This is a genomic window from Larkinella sp., from assembly GCF_965227735.1.
Taxonomy (GTDB): domain Bacteria; phylum Bacteroidota; class Bacteroidia; order Cytophagales; family Spirosomataceae; genus Larkinella.
In genome coordinates this window covers 6,356,175-6,377,500 of the sequence record NZ_OZ245776.1, presented here as the reverse complement: position 1 = coordinate 6,377,500, position 21,326 = coordinate 6,356,175, and the positions used below count along the sequence as shown (strand labels likewise).

The following is a 21,326-nucleotide window of genomic DNA, read 5'->3' as shown; positions in this document are numbered from 1 at the left end:
ATTCCTTCCTGATTGTGGCGCAGGACTTCTTCGGACAGGAAGTCGCGCTCGGTCGACCGGCCAGACGGATCGCCAATCATACCCGTTGCTCCGCCCACCAACGCAAACGGTTTATGCCCCGCCCGCTGAAAATGCACCAGCAACATGATGGTGGCCAGATTCCCGATGTGCAGGGATGCCGCCGTGGGGTCAAAACCGATGTAACCGGCTGTGGATTCTTTGCGGAGTTGTTCGTCGGTGCCGGGCATCATATCCTGCAACATGCCCCGCCAGCGGAGTTCTTCAATAAAGTCAATCATAACCAATTGCGAATGAGCGAATGAGTGAATGAGCGAATAACCGCCTTACTGGCGTAATTCCTCCTTTCTCTTTTCAATTGAATAAATTCGGTTGCAAAGATATACGTTCAGGGTAAAAGCAGCGAAGAGTCGCCGTAACTTAAAAACCGGTAGTCATTCTCCAGAGCGGTATTATATATCGTACGCCAGGCTTCACCGATGAAAGCGGCTACCAGCAGAATCAGGGTAGAACCGGGTTGGTGAAAATTGGTCACCAATCCATCGACCACCCGAAACCGGTAGCCGGGCATACAATAAATACCGGTATGGGCAACAATCTGATTTTGCTCGGTTTGCTGAAGGTGATCCAAAACCGCCCGAAACGCTTTATATTTCTCCGGCAATTCATCTTCAGAAAACGAATAAGCGTAATTCTGATCAAGCAGGAACGGTTCCGGTTCATTTTTGAGCAACCGCACCCCGAACCAGTAGAGACTTTCCAGCGAACGCATTGACGTCGTCCCAACCGAAATAACCGGCCCGGTGTGAGCCACCAAGTTTCCCAGGTTCTGTCGGGAATACACCACCTGTTCGGTGTGCATCGTATGGTGCCGAACGTCCGTGGTTTTAATCGGCTGAAATGTACCGGCACCAACGTGCAGCGTCAGGTAATCGGTTTGGATGCTTTTCTGGGCGAGTCGTTCGAATACGTCCGGCGTAAAATGCAGGCCCGCCGTTGGAGCCGCCACCGCGCCTTCGATTCGGGAGTAAACCGTCTGGTACGTTTCTTTATCGGACTCGGTGACGTCGCGGTTCAGATACGGCGGCAACGGAATTTTGCCGATTTCGTGCAGAATGGCGGCAAAGGATTCGTCGCCCGGCGTTTCGTCGCCCGGCGTCCACTCAAACCGGACGTGCGATTGCTCGGGATCGTGCCATTGCGCCCGTACTACTATAGTATGGTCGCCAAACCGGATTTCCTTCGTCAGAATTTCGCCCGGTTTCCAGCGTTTGCGGTTGCCAATCATGCACTGCCAGATGCTCCGGTTTTTGTCCTGCATGGCTTCCGAAACCAGCCGGTCGGCGGGAACCGGATTGAGCAGAAATAACTCGATGACCGCACCGGTCGAGCGTTGAAAATGCAGCCGGGCCGGAATGACTTTCGTATCGTTGAAAATCAGCAGGCTGTTTTGCGGTAGCTGATCCGGTAATTCAAAAAAAGACCGGTGCGTGATTTTTCCCTGGCAGTATTCCAGCAATTTAGACTGATCGCGCTGCGTTAACGGAAACCGGGCGATGCGGTCGTCGGGAAGATCATACTGGAAATCATTGAGTTGCAACTCCTCCATCCTAGTCTTCAGCCACGGGTTTCATCGCCAGGCGAATGGGCAGCGAAACGATCACGATCACAATGATGGCGGTGCAAGCGGGCAACAACCATTGGTGTCCGCTCAAATTGGTCGATCCCAGTTGCGTATTCAACTTTCCGAGCACATACAAAGCCAGCGCCATCACGGTGTTGACGGCAGCCATCAGACAGTGGAACCAGTTGCGAAAAATCTCATTCAACTGGCTCCGGTGTTCGAGCCAGAGCTGTTGATTGGGAATGGGCAAAGCCGTACCGGACGCTTTTGGAAAAAGTTTGGTGAGCGTGTTGATGAGCGTATTGTTGATCAGAAAAATGGCGACGCAGCCGTAAAACAGATAATCCCGGTTGATGAACACATCCGGGCGGCTATCCGGTGTGAAACTCACGGCGACATTGGTTTCAAGGGAAACGTAGGTATAAATCAGGAGGGTGCCGAAGCCCACCAGGGAGGCCAGGCGCCACAAACGAATGGCAAAATTGCTAATTTTCATGAAGTTGATCGATTCGCCTGACTACAGGCTTTGGGCCGCAAAGGTACGGGCTGAGGAGGTGTGTTCCCAATCCCGGCTTCAAAGTTCTTTGCCGAACTCTGCGTTCCTTTGCTCATCTTTGCGGAACAGTATTTCGTTATTCCATGAAAATTTACACCAAAACCGGTGACCAGGGCCAGACCTCGCTGATTGGTGGCCGTCGGGTCAGCAAGGCGCACCACCGGATCGATGCCTACGGAACGGTCGATGAACTGAATTCGGTCGTGGGCCTGGTGCGCGACCAGCCGGTGAATGAAAACCGGAAAGAGCTGCTGAAAGAGATTCAGGACCGGCTCTTTACGATCGGGTCCGAGCTGGCCACCGATCCCGAGAAGACCCTAAAAAAACCGTTGCCGGTGATACTGGATTCTGATGTTACCCTGCTCGAAAAAGCGATGGACGAGATGGATGCCGAATTGCCCGAACTCCGGGCGTTTGTGTTGCCGGGCGGCCACCAGTCGGTTTCGTTCTGCCACCTGGCCCGCACCGTCTGCCGACGGGCCGAGCGGCTGGTGATTGCGCTGAACGACGAAAAACCGGTCGATCCCCTGGTGATTCAGTATCTCAACCGACTGTCGGATTATTTATTCGTTTTGAGCCGGAAAATGACGCAGGAACTCGGTGCGGAAGAGGTGGTCTGGAAGCCACGGGTGTAGTCATACCGCCGTTTGTCAACGCAAGCGGGTCTTCCGGTAAACCGCTAAAAAAATAATTAGCATAACAACTAATTTTTACTGGACACTTGCGGAAGTTTTCTATACATTTGCTGACTATCAACCCGCTGACGACTTTTTTAGTTGATCAGATTTGCCACCTACTGATATGACTACCGACTTAGTAAACATCGCGCTAAGGAAAGCAGGACGCTCCCGGATTGAGGAGGTCGACTTCAACAACCTGCCGTTTGGCAAGCATTTTTCGGACCACATGTTCGTGGCGGATTACGCCGACGGACAATGGCAAAACCTACAGGTGGTGCCGTTCGACGATTTCACGCTCAGCCCGGCCCTATCGTCCCTGCACTACGGTCAGTCGATTTTCGAAGGCATGAAAGCCTACAAGAATGAAGAGGGCGAAGTGTTGTTGTTCCGGCCCCTCGAAAACTGGAAACGCATGAACGAATCGGCCAAACGGATGTGCATGGCCACGATTCCGGAAGACGTGTTCATGGGTGGCCTCGAAGCTCTGCTGCGGGTCGATGCCGCGTGGGTTCCCAATACGGTCGACAGTTCGCTCTACATCCGGCCCTACATGTTCGGAACGGATACTTTTTTAGGCGTAGCGCCGTCGAAAACCTACCGGTTTTGCATTTTCACCTGTCCGGTTGGTGCTTATTACACCAAACCGCCAAAACTGAAAGTTGAAACGGAGTATATTCGTTCGGCACCGGGGGGCGTTGGATATGCCAAATGTGCGGGCAACTACGCCGGATCGATGTATCCGACCCTGCTGGCGCAACAGGCGGGTTATGATCAGTTGATGTGGACCGATGCGACCGAGCACAAATACATTGAAGAATCCGGAACGATGAACATCATGTTTGTCATCGACGGCAAGCTGGTAACCCCGGCGACTTCCGATTCGATTCTGAAAGGCGTTACCCGCGACAGCATCCTGAAAGTGGTAAAAAGCTGGGGAATTGAGGTCGAAGAACGGAAGGTCTCCATTCAGGAAGTGATCGAAGGCATTGAAAACGGCAACCTGACCGAAGCATTTGGTGCCGGAACCGCCGTGGTGGTCTCGCCCTATTCGCTGATCGGATATGAGGGGAAGGATTATATGCTGAGCGAAGTATCGAAAGAAAATTCGCTGGCCCACCGCATTTTTATGTACCTGAACGACCTCCGGACCGGCCGGAGTGAAGATGCATTTGGCTGGATGCACAAAGTAGTGTAACCTCCTACTGCATACGGTTTTAAAAAAGCCCCGGCTTCTGCAAAAGAGTCGGGGCTTTTCTATGTTACTTCATGACTAAATCTGCATCCTGCCGGGTACGAAACCAGTCGACGAACCGCTGGATTCCGTCTTCCACCCGAACCGAGGGATGATAATCAATTAGTTGTGCCGCTTTTCGGATATCGGCATAGGTTTGCTGCACGTCGCCGGGTTGCATCGGCAGGCGGTTGATGAGGGCGGTTTTCCCCACGGCCTGCTCGATCACGCGAATCAGATTGGCCAACGAAATCGGATCAGAGCCGCCGATGTTCAGCACTTCGTAGCCTTTCAGGTTCTTCAGTGATTGAATGATGCCGCTGACAATATCATCGACATAGGTGTAATCCCGGGCCGTTGAGCCGTCGCCGAAAACGTTGATGGCCTTTTCGTTCAGAATGCTTTCCGTAAACTGACTGATGGCCATTTCAGGGCGTTGGAGCGGACCGTAGACGGTGAAAAACCGCAGGCAGAAAATATCGAAACCGTATAGATTGTGGAAGGTATGGCACAGCAGTTCGGCCGCCCGCTTGGAGGCCGCATAAGGCGACAAAGGACGATCGGCGGGATCGGTTTCGGAGAAAGGAACGTGCGGAGAATCGCCGTAAACCGATGAGGATGAAGCGAATACCATTTTCGTTACGCCAAACCGCTGCATGGCCTGCAACAAGGTCAATGTACCATTCACATTCACGTCATAATATAAGGCTGGATCCTGCACCGATGGCCGGACACCCGCCCGGGCGGCCAGGTGAATCACCGCATCGAAAGCGTAGGTTTGGAATAAGGTATCGACCAGTTCCGAATCCCGGATGTCGCCCTGATGAAAGTGGTATGCTGGACTGCTCAACGTTTGCTGAACATTTTTCCATTTGATATCAGGGGCATAATAGCTATCCAGGTTATCCAGACAGATAACCTGATGGCCTTCTTCCAAAAGTTGTTTGGCTAAATTTGAACCAATAAACCCCGCCCCACCCGTCAGTAAAATGGTCATGAACTCAGATCCTTTGTTAAGGTGGATGATTGAAAACTGTACACAACCCCCGCCAGCGATACTACCGCCGTGATCATGTAAAACAACAAACTGACCGAAACCGCGGCATCGGCAGGCACATCGAGGGCCTGCGCACCCAGCAAAAACGTCAGCTCACGCGCCCCGGCCCCGCCAATCGTGAACGGAATGGTGGCAACAATGGACGAAACCAGAAACAATAAGACGTAGGCTTCCGGTTTTCCCGGGGCATCGACCGCCTGCAACAAGATCAGAATCTGTACCATCTGAAAACCCTGCACCAGACCGGACCAATCCACCGAGCGTTCGAAAGCTGGCGCAAACTGCGGCATGAATTGCATTAAAAGCCACTTGGCAGCAAAATGGGCCATTGGAATTCCGAGCAGCCACAACCAGCCAATTTGAAACCCCAGCCACAGCGACACTTCCGGAATCAGCACCACAAAAACCGCCAGCGCATACAAAAGTGGTAGAAGACCAATCAGCCGGTCGATCAGCGTGGCGCCTACCAAGACTTTAACCGATGTGCCGGTCAGACGGTTCAACAGATACACTTTATAGCCATCTCCGCCAATACCACCCGGCAAAAAAAGATTGTAATACATGCCGAGCCAGTACAATTTCAGGTTGGGTAATTGGCGCAACCGCAGTCCCACCTGTGCAAACAACACCCGCAAACGTTCGGCAGAAGCCGCTTTCGATAGAATAAACAAAACCGTTGCCACCGCCAGCCAGCCCACCTGCACCCTTGAGATGACGTCCCAGACCTGTTCCGGTTCGATCTTGCGGAAAACCAGCCACAACGACAAGGCCGACAAGGCAATTTTCAGGGCCGTTTTCAGGTACGTTGGCATTCGTCAAACCAGGGCTGATTTATAAATCCGCCGGATTTTATACGGCTTTTTATCCTGTGATTCGTAATACGTCCGCATTTGCAGTTCGGTCATGATCCCAAACGTAATCAACTGAATCCCGGCCAACACCAGAATGGTGCCGAGAATCAGGAGCGGGCGCCCCCAGATGTCGTTGCCCATCAGCTTCAGAATGAGCAGATACCCGTTGATCAGCAGCCCCACCATCAGTGAAATCAGTCCCCAGTTGCCGAAAAGGTGCATCGGTTTGCGGAGGTATTTTTTCATGAACAGCATCAAAATCAAATCACTGACTACTTTCAGCGTCCGACCGAGACCGTATTTCGATTGACCGATCCGGCGCGGGTGGTGTTGCACGTCGGTCTGCGTCATCCGGGCACCTTCCAGTCGGGCCAACACAGGAATAAACCGGTGCAATTCGCCGTAGAGACCCAGGTTTTTGGCCAGATCGGACCGGAACACCTTCAGAGCGCAACCGTAATCTTTCAGGTGGACGCCCGACGTTTGCCGGATAATCCAGTTGGCGATGCGGCTCGGCAGCTTGCGCAGCAACGCCCCATCCTGCCGGTTGGCCCGAATACCGGCCACCAGATCATAGTCGCCTTCTTCGGCCAGCCTGACCATCATCGGAATGTCGGCGGGATCGTTTTGCAAATCGCCGTCCATCGTAATGATGTATTGCCCCCGTGCCACATCGATGCCGGCCGCCAGGGCCAGACTCTGCCCGTAATTGGTTTGCAAATCCACCACCACCAGACGGTCGTTGTGAACGGCTTTCAGTTCGGCCAGCGTGCGGTCTGATGAGCCATCATTGACGTATACGATTTCAAAATCATAGCCCATCAACGCCTGCTCGACCTGATCGATCATCGGAAAAATATTCCCTTCTTCATTGTAGACACAAATTACGACGGAAAGGTACGGCTGCATAAAAAAAATATTTTCGGAGAGAAGATCCGGTATGAAAATCGGACAGGATTAAAACCGGACGAGTTTGGCCGGATGTCTGTCGAACAAGTTAAATTCTGAAAGAGTTTGGTACGACTCCCGGCCTAAACTGACCGAGTCGGCGATGTAGAGCGTATTGGGAAGTTTCTGGCTGGTTTTTCGCAGAATTTCGCCCCGCACCACCTCGATGTGAAAACTGTTTACGTCGGTCTGCCCGTCGCTGCCGATGGTCTGTTTATAACCGTATAAGTCTTTGCCGAGCGACTGCCGGGCGATGCGTTCCGACGAATCTTTATACTCCTGACGGTGGGCCAGCCGGGGTGGAATCACCAGCCAGTTGAACCCGTTCCGAAACATCGCCAAGAAGGCAATCAGGATAATCAGCCGGTGTTCGGGTTGCCGGATGTAGTGGTAAACGATGAACGCCAGCACCCCAAACAGCACACTGCACTTCCACCATAAACCGGGTATGGTTTTCGTATCGGGATGGAAAAAAGGCACCCAGGCCCCGATGGTGACCACGATCAGCACAAAGCCCATGAAGTATTCCCAGCCCCTGCGTCGCCAGTCTGTTGGGTCGGTTCGTTCGTAATAGACATACGCAAAAACCGTAAAAAGCAGGGGAAGCAGCATGAGCAGATACCGGGCGTACACCTGTGGGGAAGACCAGTAAATGACAAAGTTGACCAGAAATACAATGGCGTTGAACAGAATAAACGGCTGTCCGGTAATCAGCGGTTTTTCACCCGGTTGACCCTCGGCAGTGGTTTGCCGGGACGGTTTAAAAACGCCTTTCCGAAACAGCACAACCACCAGCAACATCCAGGGCGCGTAGTGATAGAGCATCTCGAACGGAAAGGTCAGCATGTGGAGCAGCGTCTCTTTGATGCCGAATTTCACCACCGTTCGCTTGGCACTTTCGTCGAACAAAACCGACACGATCTTATCCGGCGAAATGGCATTGCGGTCGAAATACGCCAGGTAATAGCTGCCGACAATCAGCAAGAAAAGGCCGATCCCGGCAAAATGCGCCGGGCTGAACAACTTCCGGAATTGTTTGGTATACAGAAAATAGGCCAGTAGCGTCAGTCCCTGAAAGACCAGTGACGGCAGTCCTTTCATCATAAAACCCAGGGCCGTAATCAGGTAGGTGGTCAGAAACAAGGCCCAGTAATTCCGTTTCCGGTCGAAATGATATACCAGAATGAACGCCGTATAGGTCAGCCATGAGAACGTGATGTCGATCAGGCCCAACATGGAATCATACAATAAGATCCGGGTATTGGTCACGAGCATCAGCGCGGCTGCAAAGGCAATCCGGGAGCCGAGGTGTTTTTTGACGAGCCAGTAAATCGTGAGGCCATACAGCAACAGCGACACCACCATCGGGAAGCGTAAGGCAAACGACGAGTAATTTCCGAAGAGGTGGAAAGAGGCCGCAATCAGCCAGTTGTAGAGGGGCGGTTTGTTAAAATACAATTCCCCATTCAGCGTTGGCGTGAGGTAATCGCCCGACAAAATCATCTCCAGAGCCACTAGCGCCCGGCGGGGTTCGTCCGTTCCCGTATCCAGCGGCAGGTAGCCGAGGTACGAAAAAAGAGCAGGAATCAGCAACACTACCGTGAGCCATTGCCAGAAAACCGGTCGCTGGTAAAGAGGACTTTGCATTCCGCAAAGGTAGGGCGGATTTGGAATTTGCCGACACCAGCCAGCGGGAATAATAACCGGCCAACAAAAAAAGCCCACGTCTCGTGGGCTTTAAAAAATGCAAATCAGTGAGTTAGGAATGGCCTACCTGCTCCTGTTCCGGCGCATCGGTATCGCGGTTCCAGTCGGCACCCGGCACCCGGTCCTTGTTCCAGTTTGTCCCCGCCAGATCGCCGTCTTCATCGCGGCTCAGTTCCTGGTCCGACACTTCGGCCGGGTTGGGATTTGCATCGTTCCGAGCCGGATTCGGTTCACTATCGATGGGCATAACATCCTCGATTTCAACATCATTGGATTGATGTGATTCCGACGGCAATTGCACATCGGGCCGTTCCATTTTTGATAAATGGCTCAATTCAGGGGGCACACCCATGGTGTTGCCCATGCGTTGAGCGGCATATGATTCAGTACTTTCTTTCCGTGCTTTGCTTGAAAGGCTCATAACGTTGTTGAGTTAATGGGTTAATACACTGGTTTGTGATCTGTCGATGTGCCGGTATGCGCCACATCCTCCTCTTTCTTCTCCTGATCGCGGGCACTTTTCGTTTGCTCCGATCCCGCATTCTTATCCGCTTTATCCTGTTCTTTTGCTTCTTTCTGGGCCTTGGGAGTCGGCACCTCCTCGGCTGAGGCATAATCGTCGGGGCCGGAAGTGGTCACCTCCACCGTCGATGTATTGGTTTGTGAACCGGCGATGCTCTGCTGGCCTTCTTCCGTTACGTCATCTTTGGGGTTGTTGTCGTCCTGGTCGTTGAAGCGCAGCAATCCGTTTGCACTGTCCATATCCGTACTGCCCACAAACCGGTCATTACGACCATCCTCACCCCCGCGAACCGCTACGCCGTCCTGTCCATTGGCCGAGTTCTCCTGGCTCGACCGGTTGCGGTTGTCTTTTGCGGCAATGTCTTCTTCGTTGATATCTTTATCCTTCTCCATACCGTTGAATCGTTGGTTGTAAAGACCACGATTCTATAACAACGAAGACGGCAAAAGGTTATGAAAACCGGTCAGAAACCCGCTTAAGCAGGACCGATTAAATCCCACAGATTCCCATATAAATCCTCAAAAACCGCTACGGTTCCGTACGCTTCCCTGGTCGGATCGCGCACAAATGCGACCTGATTAGCAACCAGTTGTTTATAATCCCGCCAGAAATCGTCGGTGTGCATGAATAAGAAAACCCGGCCACCGGTCTGGTTGCCAACCCGGCTTTTTTGTAATTCATTGTCGGCTTTTGCCAGCAACAACCGGCAACCGGTCGAGCCAGCCGGGGCCACCACCACCCAGCGTTTGGACGCCGACAAAACCGTGTCCTCGATGAGTGTGAAGTTTAATTTTTGGGTGTAAAACTGAATGGCTTCGTCGTAATCGTCGACGACCAGGGCGAGCTGCGTTATTTCCTGTTTCATAAATGGATTGGTCTTTCGCGGTCAAGTTGCAAACTTCTCTCATTTTACCGGCAAAACCGTCCTTCACCCTTCCATTTCTGCGTTTCAAATAATCAGAATGTGACTTGACATAAGCGGAGTGAGTCACGCGGGTACCTGAATGTAGCTTTGCGGTTTCAACAGTAAACAAATCCACGACATGAATTTCAAAGTATTTAGCCTGGCGGCCCTGCTCCTGGCGGGCTGCTCAAAAGACCCGGCCGACGTAGAAGGGGGCGGGGGTGAAACGACCAACTGGGGAGATCAGCCCGCCCTTCCGGTGGTGAATGGCGAAGCCGCTTTCACGCTCAATGCCGCCGATGATTACGTGAACGTGATGGGAACGACCAACCCCCGCTTGCCAAACTTTCCGACACTAAAAGTAAAACCGGGCATCGTTAGGGGCTACGTGGCCGATTTGAGTGGAAAACCGCTGGAAGGGGCCTACATCGGCGTGCGCTCAACGGCGGTGGGCGGGTCGTATTCCGGGGCTTCCGACGAAACCGACGCCAATGGCTATTACGAAATTACCATTCCCTGGGGCGCCACCGACTTTTATGCCGCCGGGTATACCATCGACTACGGCGAAGGAAGAGCCGTCATGAGTTTGCACGCAGCCGACGGAAAACTCGGAAGTTTTCCCTCCGTAGATGGACTGGTGAAGAACTTCGTTCTGCTGTCCTACGGTGTTTACAACAAAGACCTGGTCAGCCAGAAACCCCGGGATCAGACCAATTATGCGGGTGGCTGTCTGTATATTTCCTACAATGTTGGAGATCCCACGAGCATCTTCGATCCGCCGAACTACCTGCCCGAAAACTCCGAAATTCAGGTAACCCTCACCCCCGACGGACCAGGTCTCTACGGCACCAGCAAGAAGTTCATGATCAACAAAAAAATAAGCTTTCAGAACTCCAGTGTTCTCATTATGAACATCCCCGTGGGTCGCTACACCCTGAGTGCCAAAATGAAAGATGGAACTTCCCTTCTGATGAAAGCCGTGGGTCGCTACGCGGGAATTTATCCCTACTTCGGGTTGATTCCGGCCGAAGCTACCGGGTCGGCCAAACTGCTGTTTACACCCGATACGCAATCCGGTAATTCACTAACATTGCCCAACCGAGGCAACTGGGGCGCGATTTCGATTAAAGTAGACCGCCCCCAATAAACAGCCTTTGATCCAGACACGGGCGTTTTAAGATGCTGTACTGACCTCACCGCCAGTACAGCATTTCCGCCGAGTCGATGAGCAATGTCCGGCTTTTTCCGTCCGTGTCGATGGCCATGACCTTGCTTTCGCCGGTTCCGGTGTTGTCGGTCGAGGTGAACACCACTTTGGCTCCGTTGGGCGAGAACCGCGGTTCCAGGTCATTGGTACCAGCGGTTTTGCCGGTGGCCGACGACAAGTCGACGATTCCTTTCGTTTTGACGTCCATCGTGTAAATCCGGGCGTCGAGCTGGCGCCCCTGCTCATCCTGAAAACCGCTTTTGTCCAGGCTGTACAGGATTCTGAGTCCGTCGACGGAAAAAACCGGGCTGCTCATTCGGTTGCTCTTCGTCGTAAAAACCGTTGTCGTGTCTTTCCCTTCCGGCGACATCAGCAGAATCCGGTTGTCGTATACACTGCCGGTCGAGGTGGTGCGAACTGCGATCCGTTTAGTAGCCGACGTCCAGGCGCATCCTGCAAAAAACCGCCCGGCGGGTGCCTGATACACCATCCGCAAACCCGTGCCGTCAGTGCGGACGGCGTACAGTTTGTCGTTTGACGGGTAGAGCAATTCCGTCCCATCCGGCGACCAGCAGAACGACAGATCAAGCGGCATCAGTCCCCGAACCGGCACGCTCGTCACCCGGCGCATGTTGCTGCCATCGCGGTTCATCAGATACAGGTGTACCTCCGTTTCGGCATTCGACAGAAACGCGATTTGCAAGCGGTTGGGGCTAAAAATGGGTCGCCAGTTGTTGCCGGTGCTGGTAAGTTGAATCGCTTCGCCAGTTTCATTGGAGGTAAAAAGCTGGTACCGGTTTTCGACCCGCCGGACGTAGACGTACGAAAAGCTCGGAAACGCATGGGTGTTGAACGACCAAACGGCTCCGTTGACCGTATTGAAACCGTCCCGCACAATCACCTGCCAGGCATACGCCGTTCCGTACGATAACCCGGTCAGCACCAGCGAATCCGCTTTCAGTCCGGTAAATTTCTGACTCAGCACCCCGCCTTTCAGGAGGTTGATTTCGTAGGTCAGCGCGTCGTTTTCCGGGTCGGTGGCTTTCCATTTGAGGGTCACCGACGATTTTTGCCAGACGTTGCCGCTGTCGGGGCTCACCCAGCTCGGGGCCGACGGGGCTTTGTTCGGGCCTTCGAAGAGCATGATCGTCACTTCGGTCCGTACATTGGGCGTGGCCTCCACCGTCGTTACTTCTTCCCGATACCCGGTTTTCGACGCCTGAATCGTATACCGGCCCACCGCCACCTGATCGAATTGGAACAAGCCGCTCGAATCGGTTTCCGCCGTCCGGCCCGACGGACTCAGCCGGATCAAAACCTGGCCCGCGTGTTTTCCATTGGTGTTGTATTTCACCCGGCCATAGACGGAACCCTGTTGGGTTGGCTCAACCAGCGTTTCTTCGTTACATCCCCAGAGGCTACCCAGCAACAGGGCAAACAGGTTATAAAAGGTAAAGCGTTTCATGGGAAGAAAAGAGTAGAAAGTGAGGGTGTACCGTTGATGAGGTGTAGCGAAACCGGCTGAAACCTACCGGCGATTGGGGCGGCTCAGGTAAAACGTCAGGCCGATGGAGCCGCGCAGGTAATAGTCGTAGTAGCGGCCCGAGCGGGTTTCGTCCAGTTCGTCGGTCAGGGGTTGCTGGTAGTCCAGCGTCGTTCGAAAACCGACGGTTTTGCTAAACGCGTATTCGACGCCCATGCCCCCGTTCAGCAGGGCATATCGTTTTCCGTGGAGGGTGAAGGGCGACGCTTCCGCCCGGGATAAAACCAGACCGGCACCGGCGTACAGCAAAGGCGTGACTTTCCGGAACGGCAAAGCCCGGTAGATGAGATTGCCTTGTAGTGTCGTGAGTCGGCACTTGATGGCGGGGTTGTTGGCGAGCGTTCCAATGCCCCCATTCATCTGAAAACCCAGGTATCTGTTCAGGTACAGGTCGGCAGCCACCCCAAACCCGCTTTGAATTCCGCTGGTGGCAAAATCTCCTTTGTACCGCCAGACCGATCCGTAGGGATGAAACGTGACCATCGACGGTTCGATCGTATTCCGGGCACCATAGACATCGGTTTCGCTCATCGCGGTTTTTTCGTGCTCATACTCCGCCAGCATTTTCTCGGTTTTCTCCACCACTTTTTCATCCACCACCCACAGGTTGTCGCGAATGCCTTCCAGCACCAGCGATTGCACGGCTTTTTCGACGGCTTCGGTCACCGCCATCTGCGACGGTTCGTTGGTGGCATACCCGGTTTCGGCTTCCAGCAGCCGCTTGAAACTCACGTACCGGAACAACCCGCCATCGACGGCCTGTGACAGAATGGTTTTGGAGGTGTAGACGGTTTTCAGAATTTTCCCGGATTTGGTGGCAACTGCCCGCAGATACACCGTGACGCGATCCTGCCGGTATTGGCCCGAACCGCCCGCGCCGAAAAACCGCAACCCCGCCCCGCCCGTAATCGTGTTGGCATCGTATGATACAATACCGCCTTCCAGAATAATCCCGGCAAACAACAGGGGTGGCAGATTGTCGGCTTCGTTTTTATACTGCGCCATCCCGGACCGGATGATTTTACGCTCATTGATCAGATTACTGATGTTTTCGCGTTCGATGGGCACAAACCAGCCACTTTCTTCCAGTGCTTTCAACAGGATGTTGGTGGTTCCCTGCGAAACCGCCGTCGACCAGTTGGCCCCGGTTTCCGACGGCTTGTATTGCCCGGTCTGATCCCGGAATTTGTAGACAGCGGCCACGATTTTCTCCCGGGGTGTGGGCAATTGGCGCAATTCCGCCGTGATGGTGGTTTCTTCACCCAACCGGGCCGACTGCGTTTTGGTGGGCTGGTTCAGGTAGGCGCTACACCCGGTCAACAGTTGGAAGGCTGCCAGAACGACCAGTGCCGTTCCTGCCTGGATACGTATAAATCGGAACATGGTGATGAGGATTGAAGGGTTGAAGTCTGATTTTCAGCTTTTGATGCCCCTAAATCCCCTAAAGGGGACTTTGGCATCCGGACCCAGTATTAGAAGTAGGGAACCGTGATGTTGCTTTCACCGCCTTTGCCGTCGTTGACCCGGATATTGACGCCGTCGGCCGAATTGGAGATCACCACCTGCATGTCGCCAAACTGAAACGTGCCTTCTTTCAGGCCGTCTTCGCCGAATTGCTTTTCGATTAAATCGCGGGTGATGCGGCTCATCAGTTGCCGTTGCAGAGATTCGGTCATTTCATCGACCGGTGAGCGTTTGAAGGATGCCGCTCCGCTGGCGGTTTTGGTAGCGGCCGGGTCCTTGAATTGATCCTGGGCCTGGGCCGAGCTGAGCAGCCATTGGTAATTGAAGGTGTTTCCGCCGAACGCGGGGTTCTTGGGCTGATACGTAAGCGATTGAGCCTGAACCGATTTTAGGCTGATGAAGCCCAGCAACAAGGAGCAGATGACAACTAGCTTTTTCATATACAAGTCAGAATGTGGTGCATTTCTGATTGTATATCAGCAGGAAGTGCAGAAGGTTAACAGCCGAACAGGAGAATTTTACATAAGCAGGGGGTTAACTCTCAGGAAAAACCGTCCCCTCATGTTCTATCGGTCATCCCTACGGGATTTTAAACTCACTTCGTTTATCTACATCTACACCCCGGTTAATTGCTTTAAACAAAATAACCGCCGGATTCATATTTGACTTGTCAGCCCACTGCTTTAGCTGTGGGAGATTGAAACGAAATCGAATCGTACTGGAACCGTTTTAACGGTTTTCTGGCCGATAAAACCGTTAAAACGGTTTCGGAAGCAAAGGAAACTTTTCGCTTTACCCACAGCTAAAGCAGTGGGCTGATAAACATTCAATCCGGCGGTTATTTTGTTTAAATCAATAAACCGGGGGCTACCAGATGATCATCCCTACGGGATTGTCAGATGCCCCCAATCCCGTAGGGATGATCATCTGGTAGCGGTGGGTTTCAACCCGCCGAATTACGGCAAGATAGGATGCCACCAATCCCGTAGGGATGACCGATAAAATGCCGGGAAAAGGTTATTTCCTAAACCCAAATCAAGTCGTTAAACTGTGAATATCAATCTATTAAACTATTTATATTCTCAAAGACTACAACCCACGGGGCCGAAGAGCAGCAACGGCCTGGGCGGCATCGATTTCGAGCAGGTCATACCGCGCCTGCACGAATTGCTGCCAAACCGGCTGGTCGTCGATACTGATTTGAATCAAATGCCCTGAACCGGGCGAGGGAATTTCTTCGATAGTAATAATTACCTCATCGGCGGGAATCGCGGGGGAAACCGGGCGACCCGGCAACGATTCGGCAACCGTAGGCTGGTTCGACCAGTTTTTATAAAACAGATCGTAAAAATCTTTGCCCACTTTGGTCCGCGAGTTGTCCAGAATCAGGGTGGCGCTTTCGGAATCATCCATTGCGGTTTCCACCAGTTTTCCGGTTAAGTCAACCTGCTCAATTTCCGGTTCCTGCGAAAAAACCGCCAGGGGCGACCCTACCAGCATGAGTAGTGTCAAAAGTCGGCAAACGTTTTTCATGGTTGAAAGCCGTTTCGGAGGATAAGTTGACTACCGCCGGTTTGCTCGATCCGCATCGGAACACCCGCAGCCGTGGCGCTTCCCTCCCGGATCAACTGGTTGTTATGGCCCCGCTGCAACACCTCGAGCAGACCGCCATCCTGCTGAACACTCCCCCACTGCAAGCTGTTGTGGTTTCCTTTCTGCGCGATGGAATACTGGTTATCGTTCCCCGAAAGGTCGAGGTCCAGGCTGTTTTGAGTCCCCTGCTGCTGTACCCGAACCCGGTTGTTGCTCCCCGTTTCCCGGTATTGCAGGTTGTTTAACTGACCCGTCTGGATCAGAATCAGTTCCTGAGAGCCCCGGCTCCCGCTGGTTTTCTCCGCCAGCGGCGGGTTGAAAAACACCTCCGATTGGGCCGAAACCCCGAGCGAAAAACCGCTGAACAGCACGAAAAGAAGCCATTTCATGGGATTTAAAGTGTTAGAAGTTGTTTGAATGAAGGCCGGAGGCCTGTCCTGTCAATAGTCAATAGCATCCATCAACTCGTGGTAGCTATTGACAGACCGCCCTTCCAGGGCTTTCCCCGGGTAACTCAAACAGCTTGTTAGGTTGTAAAAATAAAGAACCAGCCCGAAACCGCTTCCGGGCTGGTTCAGTCCTTAGTTTTGAGGTCCCTGCGTAATAGTAGCCGTGTTGTTGCTGCCAAACTGGCCGAAGCGGACCATATTGCCGTCACCGGTCTGCGTCAGCGTCAGCGAATTGCCATTGCCTCCCTGAATCGCTCCGGCTCCGTTATAGGGGCGGGGTGCCGATTCCAGACCGGTGAGCGTATTGCCATTGCCATCCTGAAGAATCGTGGCCGTGTTGGACGACCCGTTTTGCAGTAGATCCAGCGCGTTGTTGCTGCCGGTCTGGGTGATCCCGGCCAGGTTCTGACTGCCATAGGCCTGTTCGACCGCAGCGTGGTTGTCGTCGCCGGTTTGCGCGATGTCGATCTGGTTAAAATGACCGCCTACGATAGCGGCTCTGCCTACATTCCCGTTGCCGGTTTGGGTCACCGAGGCCCGGTTGTTGTTCCCAAACATGGCCTGGGCGCTGCCCTCGTTGCCATCGCCGACCTGCGTCACACTAATTTCATTGTTCGACCCCTGCCCCCAATTGACGACCGCCCAGGCAAAGTTATTATTGCCGGTTTGGGTCGCGGCTGTCCGGTTATTCGTCCCCTGATACCCCATCGAGAAGGCATAGCCCTCATTGTTGTTGCCGGTTTGGGTCACCGAAGACTGGTTATGGCCACTGCCATCGAAATCACCGGCCCCACCCACGTTGTTGTTGCCAACCTGCACGATGATCGCTTCATTTTGCGATCCGGCGCCATAAACATCCCTGAGATTGTAGAGAAACACCTGATTCCCGTTCCCGATTGTCGAAATGGTCCCCTGGTTGCTGTTGCCCGTCTGGTTAAAATCGACCTGATTTTGGTCCCCATTGACCGAAATCGATCCGGCATTGCTGGCTCCCTGCTGATTGATGGAACCGTAGTTCGGGACGCCATTCCCGTTGCCGTTCTGGCTGACTGACAAGCTGTTCCCATTTCCCTGTTGGGTAATCGGTGCAGTATTGCCATCGCCCGTCTGGCTGACCGACAACGTATTGGATTGTGCGAATGCAGCACCGGCGGCAATGAGGGTAGCAAAGGAAAGAATGAGCTTTTTCATGGTTTTTAAAGGTAAAAGTGAAGGAAGAAGAAACGTTTTATTGCTTGATGATCCGGATTGGCTTGGGTTTCCCGGCCTCTCCCTGGCTGATCAGCAGGTACATGCCGGGAGCCAGCGGAGAGAGATCGATTTCCTGAAGAAAACCGGCCTGGGTGACTTCACGGACGGTTTTCCCCTGCAAATCGGTCAGGGTGTACGACTGGAACGGAAGGGCGGGATGGAGAAACACCTTGCCCGTCGTCGGATTCGGGTACAGAGTTACCGGTTTTACTTCAGCCGACGGAGGGGGCGAAACCGCAGCACTGGAAGCCTCCCGACTCCCGGCGGGTGTGTTCACAGCCCCGCAAGTGGTTCCCATCAGTTCCAGATTGAAAGACATATCCGAGCTGCCCGCATTGAACTGGTGAACTTCGGCCGTGATGACATTTTCGCCGTTCACAAACGCCGTTTTGGGTAAGCTCACCGTCTGCCAGATCGCTTCTTCCCCATCTCCCAAACCGGCCAAAGCCGTCGTCTTCGAGGTAATGGTTCCGGTGGGCATGTTATTCCGAAGGACCTCATTGCCATTGACATACACCACCACGCCGTCGTCCCGCAACACCCGCATATCGAAGCCGTTGTAAACCGATGCGTCGGACAGGGTGATCTTTTTGCGGAAATACGTCGTGATGTATTTGTTGGTGGCACTGGGCCCGTAGCTGACAAAGTTGGGGGCCGTGGGAGACGTCGGATCACCGATTTCGCCGTAACTCAACCGGGTTGTGCCCTGTTTCCAGGAAGCATCGTTGTAGGAAGCCGTGCGCCAGGCAGTTCCCGGGTCAGTACCGTTATCGAGGTATTTCCAGGTGGCTCCACTTGCAATCAGCGTTTGGGAAGGCTGCGTATCCTTGATGATCGTAAATTGATCCCGAACCTGACCGTCTTCGGCAATGAACTTGGCGTCGAGCCGTTTGCCTTCCACTTCCAGATACATCGACCCGCCCACGGTTTCGATGGCCGTTTGCATGGCGTTGTGGGGCCAGCCAGGCCGGGTTGTCGAACCTGGATCGATGCCCGCACCACTTGCCCCGCAGACAACGTAAACGATGCCTTCATTGACCGGAGCCGTTGAATTTTTGTAGTAATAACAGGAGTTGGGCGACCCGTCATACCGTCCGCTCGACTGGCCGTTGTTGAGGGCAGGGGCGTTGTGAAGCTCCGGATTGAACTCCGTTTCGGTGCCGGTATAGTTGCGAACCAGCCGCGACCGTTCGTAGACATGGCTGTGGCCGTTCAGCACCAGATCGACCTTATACTGATCCAGAACCGGCAAAAGCCGCTGGCGGATGTCTCTCAGTTCGTTCGCCAGGTTGGCCGGTGAGTCCGAGTCGTGCGAGCCTTTCGTATACGGCGGGTGGTGCCAGAAAACAATGGTCCATTGAATGGCGGGATTGTTCCTGATCGCTTCCAGATCCTTTTTCAGCCAGATCATCTGCGGACCGTTGGCCCCAAAAATGGTCGTTCCCTGGCCCGGTTCATACCCGAAGGAATCCAGGCTGATGATGTGAATATTCCCGTAATTGAACGAATAGTATTCCTCTTTTCCGGAAGCCACCCCGCCCGCTTCCGCATTTTTGAAATGCGACATCACGTCGAAATAGGCGATGCGATGGTCGGTACGCTCGGTTTTCGTCAGGTTGTTGTTGGCATAATCGTGGTTGCCGGGTGTGGCATACGAAGGCGTCTGCTTAATAATCCGATCATTCTTGTAGACATCGAACAGGTTTTTCTGGTATTCCGTATCCAAACCGCCGGGGTACGCATTGTCGCCCAGCCAGAACCACAAATCGACGTAGTTGCTGCCCACGTGGTTCATAAACGCATCCCGCACCTTGAGCTGCCGCTGGGTGCCTTCCCCAAAATCGCCCATCGCCCAGATGCGGGTTTTCTTGGCGGTTCCGGTGGTGGGAGCCGTAAAAAAGAAGTTGTCCGCCGTGCCTTGCAAAACCACCGCTGGCGTTTCTGCCGCACCTACGGAGTAATAATATTTGGTGTTGGGCGTCAGATTGGTCAGACTGACACTATGGTCGGTAGCCTGGGCCGCTTCGTAAACCACCTGGATTAGACTGCCCGGTGAGGAGCCATACCGCACCACCCCCATCGAAGCGGAACTGGTCCGCCAGCGCAGGGTCATTCCAGTAGGCGTTCCCATTTGCAGGTAAGGCCCCCGCACCAGTTGGGTGGTCGTCGTGGTTCCCCCAATACCGACCAGTTCCAGATTGAAAGCCATGTCCGAACTGCCCGCGCTGAACTGGTGGACTTCGACGGCAAGGGTGTTTTCTCCGTTATTCAATACGGTTTTTGGAAGGGTCACTTTCTTCCAGATCACTTCTTCGCCATCGCCCAGGCTGGTAGACGCCGTGGTTTTCGAGGTGATGGTGCCCGCAGGCATGTTGTCGCGCAGCACCTCCGCCCCGTTGAAGTACACCACAATGCCGTCGTCGCGTAGCACCCGCAGCTCATAGCCATCGGGAAACTGTGCCACATCGACCATGATTTTCTTGCGGAAATAAGTGGTGATGTACTTGTTGGTAGCACTCGGGCCGTAGCTGACAAAATTGGGGGCCGTGGGCGACGTGGGATCGCCAATTTCACCGTAACTCAGGCGGGTAACGCCCTGCTTCCAGGTACCGTCGCTGTAGCAAACCGAACGCCAGTCGGTTCCCTGGTCGCTGCCATTGTCAAGATACTTCCAGGTGGCCCCCTGAGCCACCAGCATCGGCGAACTGCTTTGCGCCTTCACGCGGTTTTCCGTGGAGAGAAGCAGAAAAAGCCCGGTCAGGAGTAGTAAGTACGTTTTCATACAGTCAGTTTTTAGAATTCGGATCAATTTTCTGACTGTATATCATCGAAGCGGTCGCGAGGTTAACAGGCGTTCTGAGAATAATTTGATCCGGGTTTTTGATAACCTCAACCCGGTCGGGCAGATAGTCTATTGTCTCCGGGGTAAATCCCCGAACAGTGCCGAACCCCTGAGATAAATCCAACTATTTCATTGATTTTGCAAGGATTTTGATTACCTATGTCAACCCGGTGAGGACATAAGCCCGGTTTTTATGGCGACTGATTTGGATACTCCCTGTGCACGCTTTGATCAGGAAAATCTGGCGTTTTATCAGGCACTGCTGGCCGACCAGACCCAGGCCTGGGAGTGTTTGTATATCCGCTCCTACCGGGTATTTATTCCGTACGCCAGTCAACGGAGTTCCATTTCGACAGACGATGCGCTTGATATTTTACAGGATGGGCTGACCGAATTTGCCTTGAAATTAAAAAATGGGAAGTATGTCTTTCAGGGAAAAGCCGTAACCGCCTACGTTTTCACCGTATGCCGGAACCGCTGGGTTAACTTCCTGAAAAAGAAACGAATTCAGAAGCTGGATACCAGCACAGAAGCCGTTGCGGAGGAGGATGAGTTCGTTTGGAATGAACCCAATCCGTTTCTTTCTACGTACCTTGAAAATTTGGGAGACGACCTGCCGGAGCATGAAAATCGGGAGAGCCCGGCAGAGCGGGATGCCCTTTGGGAAGATAGTGAAGCCGATTGGGAAGCCGTTGGGCGGGCATTTGCGGAAGTCGGCGAAGACTGCCGGACGATGCTGCACTGCTTTTACGTCGAAGAAAAGTCGCTGGGCGAGTGCGGGTCACGCATCGGATTGCAGGAAAACTCCGCCAAAGTCAAGCGGTTTCGGTGTGCACAGCGCATGAAAGCTTTGTATACGCAGTATAAAAGAGAGTAAC

Annotated in this window: 21 protein-coding genes (1 of these 21 only partly in view); 4 read left to right on the top strand and 17 right to left on the bottom strand. The window is 53.4% G+C overall.

Annotation, left to right across the window (positions count from 1 at the left end; translation table 11 throughout):
* From tyrS to ACO064_RS24915, 3 genes are all read right to left on the bottom strand, one after another.
* Nucleotides 1–296, bottom strand: the 5' portion of a protein-coding gene (gene tyrS, locus ACO064_RS24925; RefSeq protein ID WP_421831065.1) for a tyrosine--tRNA ligase. It extends 991 nt beyond the left edge of the window; 296 of the gene's 1,287 nt are visible here — the first part of the coding sequence; its start codon is at nucleotides 294–296; its stop codon lies off the left edge, out of view.
* A gap of 110 nt (nucleotides 297–406) precedes the next feature.
* Complete coding sequence (locus ACO064_RS24920; protein ID WP_421829918.1) at nucleotides 407–1,627, bottom strand: S-adenosylmethionine:tRNA ribosyltransferase-isomerase; 1,221 nt, start codon at nucleotides 1,625–1,627, stop codon at nucleotides 407–409.
* Between the two features lies 1 nt (nucleotide 1,628).
* The gene (locus ACO064_RS24915) at nucleotides 1,629–2,138 is read right to left on the bottom strand and encodes a hypothetical protein (RefSeq protein ID WP_138995237.1); all 510 of its coding nucleotides are present in this window, start codon (nucleotides 2,136–2,138) and stop codon (nucleotides 1,629–1,631) included.
* Nucleotides 2,139–2,281: 143 nt separating this feature from the next.
* Between ACO064_RS24915 and ACO064_RS24910 the strand changes: the two genes are divergently transcribed.
* Both ACO064_RS24910 and ACO064_RS24905 read left to right on the top strand, forming a co-directional pair.
* Entirely contained in the window at nucleotides 2,282–2,833 is a 552-nt protein-coding gene (locus ACO064_RS24910; protein ID WP_421829917.1) for a cob(I)yrinic acid a,c-diamide adenosyltransferase, read from the top strand.
* Between the two features lie 166 nt (nucleotides 2,834–2,999).
* Nucleotides 3,000–4,073 (top strand): branched-chain amino acid aminotransferase, encoded by a 1,074-nt coding sequence (locus tag ACO064_RS24905; protein ID WP_421829916.1) that lies wholly within the window; start codon nucleotides 3,000–3,002, stop codon nucleotides 4,071–4,073.
* Between the two features lie 64 nt (nucleotides 4,074–4,137).
* Here ACO064_RS24905 and ACO064_RS24900 read toward each other — a convergent pair whose 3' ends face one another.
* The 7 genes from ACO064_RS24900 to ACO064_RS24870 all read right to left on the bottom strand — a co-directional run bounded on the left by ACO064_RS24900 (nucleotide 4,138) and on the right by ACO064_RS24870 (nucleotide 10,060).
* Nucleotides 4,138–5,106, bottom strand: a complete 969-nt coding sequence (locus ACO064_RS24900) for an SDR family NAD(P)-dependent oxidoreductase (RefSeq protein ID WP_421829915.1) — start codon at nucleotides 5,104–5,106, stop codon at nucleotides 4,138–4,140.
* Nucleotides 5,103–5,978, bottom strand: a complete 876-nt coding sequence (locus ACO064_RS24895; RefSeq protein WP_421829914.1) for a lysylphosphatidylglycerol synthase transmembrane domain-containing protein — start codon at nucleotides 5,976–5,978, stop codon at nucleotides 5,103–5,105. The genes ACO064_RS24900 and ACO064_RS24895 overlap by 4 nt, the downstream gene beginning before the upstream one ends.
* 3 nt (nucleotides 5,979–5,981) lie before the next feature.
* Nucleotides 5,982–6,926: a glycosyltransferase family 2 protein gene (locus tag ACO064_RS24890; protein ID WP_421829913.1), complete on the bottom strand. Its 945-nt coding sequence runs from the start codon at nucleotides 6,924–6,926 to the stop codon at nucleotides 5,982–5,984.
* A 48-nt stretch (nucleotides 6,927–6,974) separates the two neighbouring features.
* Nucleotides 6,975–8,612, bottom strand: coding sequence for an ArnT family glycosyltransferase (locus ACO064_RS24885; protein WP_421829912.1), 1,638 nt, complete (start codon nucleotides 8,610–8,612; stop codon nucleotides 6,975–6,977).
* Between the two features lie 112 nt (nucleotides 8,613–8,724).
* On the bottom strand, nucleotides 8,725–9,093 hold the full coding sequence (locus ACO064_RS24880) for a hypothetical protein (RefSeq protein ID WP_421829911.1): 369 nt from the start codon (nucleotides 9,091–9,093) through the stop codon (nucleotides 8,725–8,727).
* A gap of 20 nt (nucleotides 9,094–9,113) precedes the next feature.
* Nucleotides 9,114–9,587 carry a hypothetical protein gene (locus tag ACO064_RS24875; RefSeq protein ID WP_421829910.1) on the bottom strand — a complete coding sequence of 158 codons (474 nt, stop codon included), beginning with the start codon at nucleotides 9,585–9,587 and terminating at the stop codon, nucleotides 9,114–9,116.
* Nucleotides 9,588–9,670: 83 nt separating this feature from the next.
* Entirely contained in the window at nucleotides 9,671–10,060 is a 390-nt protein-coding gene (locus ACO064_RS24870) for a VOC family protein (RefSeq protein ID WP_421829909.1), read from the bottom strand.
* Between the two features lie 178 nt (nucleotides 10,061–10,238).
* Here ACO064_RS24870 and ACO064_RS24865 point away from each other — a divergent pair, with 178 nt between their 5' ends.
* Nucleotides 10,239–11,246 (top strand): hypothetical protein, encoded by a 1,008-nt coding sequence (locus ACO064_RS24865; protein WP_421829908.1) that lies wholly within the window; start codon nucleotides 10,239–10,241, stop codon nucleotides 11,244–11,246.
* Between the two features lie 46 nt (nucleotides 11,247–11,292).
* Here ACO064_RS24865 and ACO064_RS24860 read toward each other — a convergent pair whose 3' ends face one another.
* From ACO064_RS24860 to ACO064_RS24830, 7 genes are all read right to left on the bottom strand, one after another.
* Nucleotides 11,293–12,771 carry a carboxypeptidase regulatory-like domain-containing protein gene (locus tag ACO064_RS24860; protein WP_421829907.1) on the bottom strand — a complete coding sequence of 493 codons (1,479 nt, stop codon included), beginning with the start codon at nucleotides 12,769–12,771 and terminating at the stop codon, nucleotides 11,293–11,295.
* 63 nt (nucleotides 12,772–12,834) lie between these two features.
* Nucleotides 12,835–14,232, bottom strand: coding sequence for a CsgG/HfaB family protein (locus ACO064_RS24855; RefSeq protein ID WP_421829906.1), 1,398 nt, complete (start codon nucleotides 14,230–14,232; stop codon nucleotides 12,835–12,837).
* An 89-nt stretch (nucleotides 14,233–14,321) separates the two neighbouring features.
* Nucleotides 14,322–14,753, bottom strand: coding sequence for a curli production assembly/transport component CsgF (locus tag ACO064_RS24850; RefSeq protein WP_421829905.1), 432 nt, complete (start codon nucleotides 14,751–14,753; stop codon nucleotides 14,322–14,324).
* 649 nt (nucleotides 14,754–15,402) lie between these two features.
* Nucleotides 15,403–15,846 (bottom strand): hypothetical protein, encoded by a 444-nt coding sequence (locus tag ACO064_RS24845; protein WP_421829904.1) that lies wholly within the window; start codon nucleotides 15,844–15,846, stop codon nucleotides 15,403–15,405.
* Nucleotides 15,843–16,295, bottom strand: a complete 453-nt coding sequence (locus ACO064_RS24840) for a hypothetical protein (RefSeq protein WP_421829903.1) — start codon at nucleotides 16,293–16,295, stop codon at nucleotides 15,843–15,845. Before ACO064_RS24840 ends, ACO064_RS24845 begins: the two co-directional genes overlap by 4 nt.
* A gap of 192 nt (nucleotides 16,296–16,487) precedes the next feature.
* On the bottom strand, nucleotides 16,488–17,546 hold the full coding sequence (locus tag ACO064_RS24835; protein ID WP_421829902.1) for a hypothetical protein: 1,059 nt from the start codon (nucleotides 17,544–17,546) through the stop codon (nucleotides 16,488–16,490).
* A gap of 37 nt (nucleotides 17,547–17,583) precedes the next feature.
* Entirely contained in the window at nucleotides 17,584–20,388 is a 2,805-nt protein-coding gene (locus tag ACO064_RS24830) for a metallophosphoesterase (protein ID WP_421829901.1), read from the bottom strand.
* Nucleotides 20,389–20,641: 253 nt separating this feature from the next.
* On the opposite strand from ACO064_RS24830, the gene ACO064_RS24825 reads away from it, so the two are divergent.
* Nucleotides 20,642–21,325, top strand: coding sequence for an RNA polymerase sigma factor (locus ACO064_RS24825; RefSeq protein ID WP_421829900.1), 684 nt, complete (start codon nucleotides 20,642–20,644; stop codon nucleotides 21,323–21,325).
* The last annotated feature ends 1 nt before the right edge of the window (nucleotide 21,326 follow it).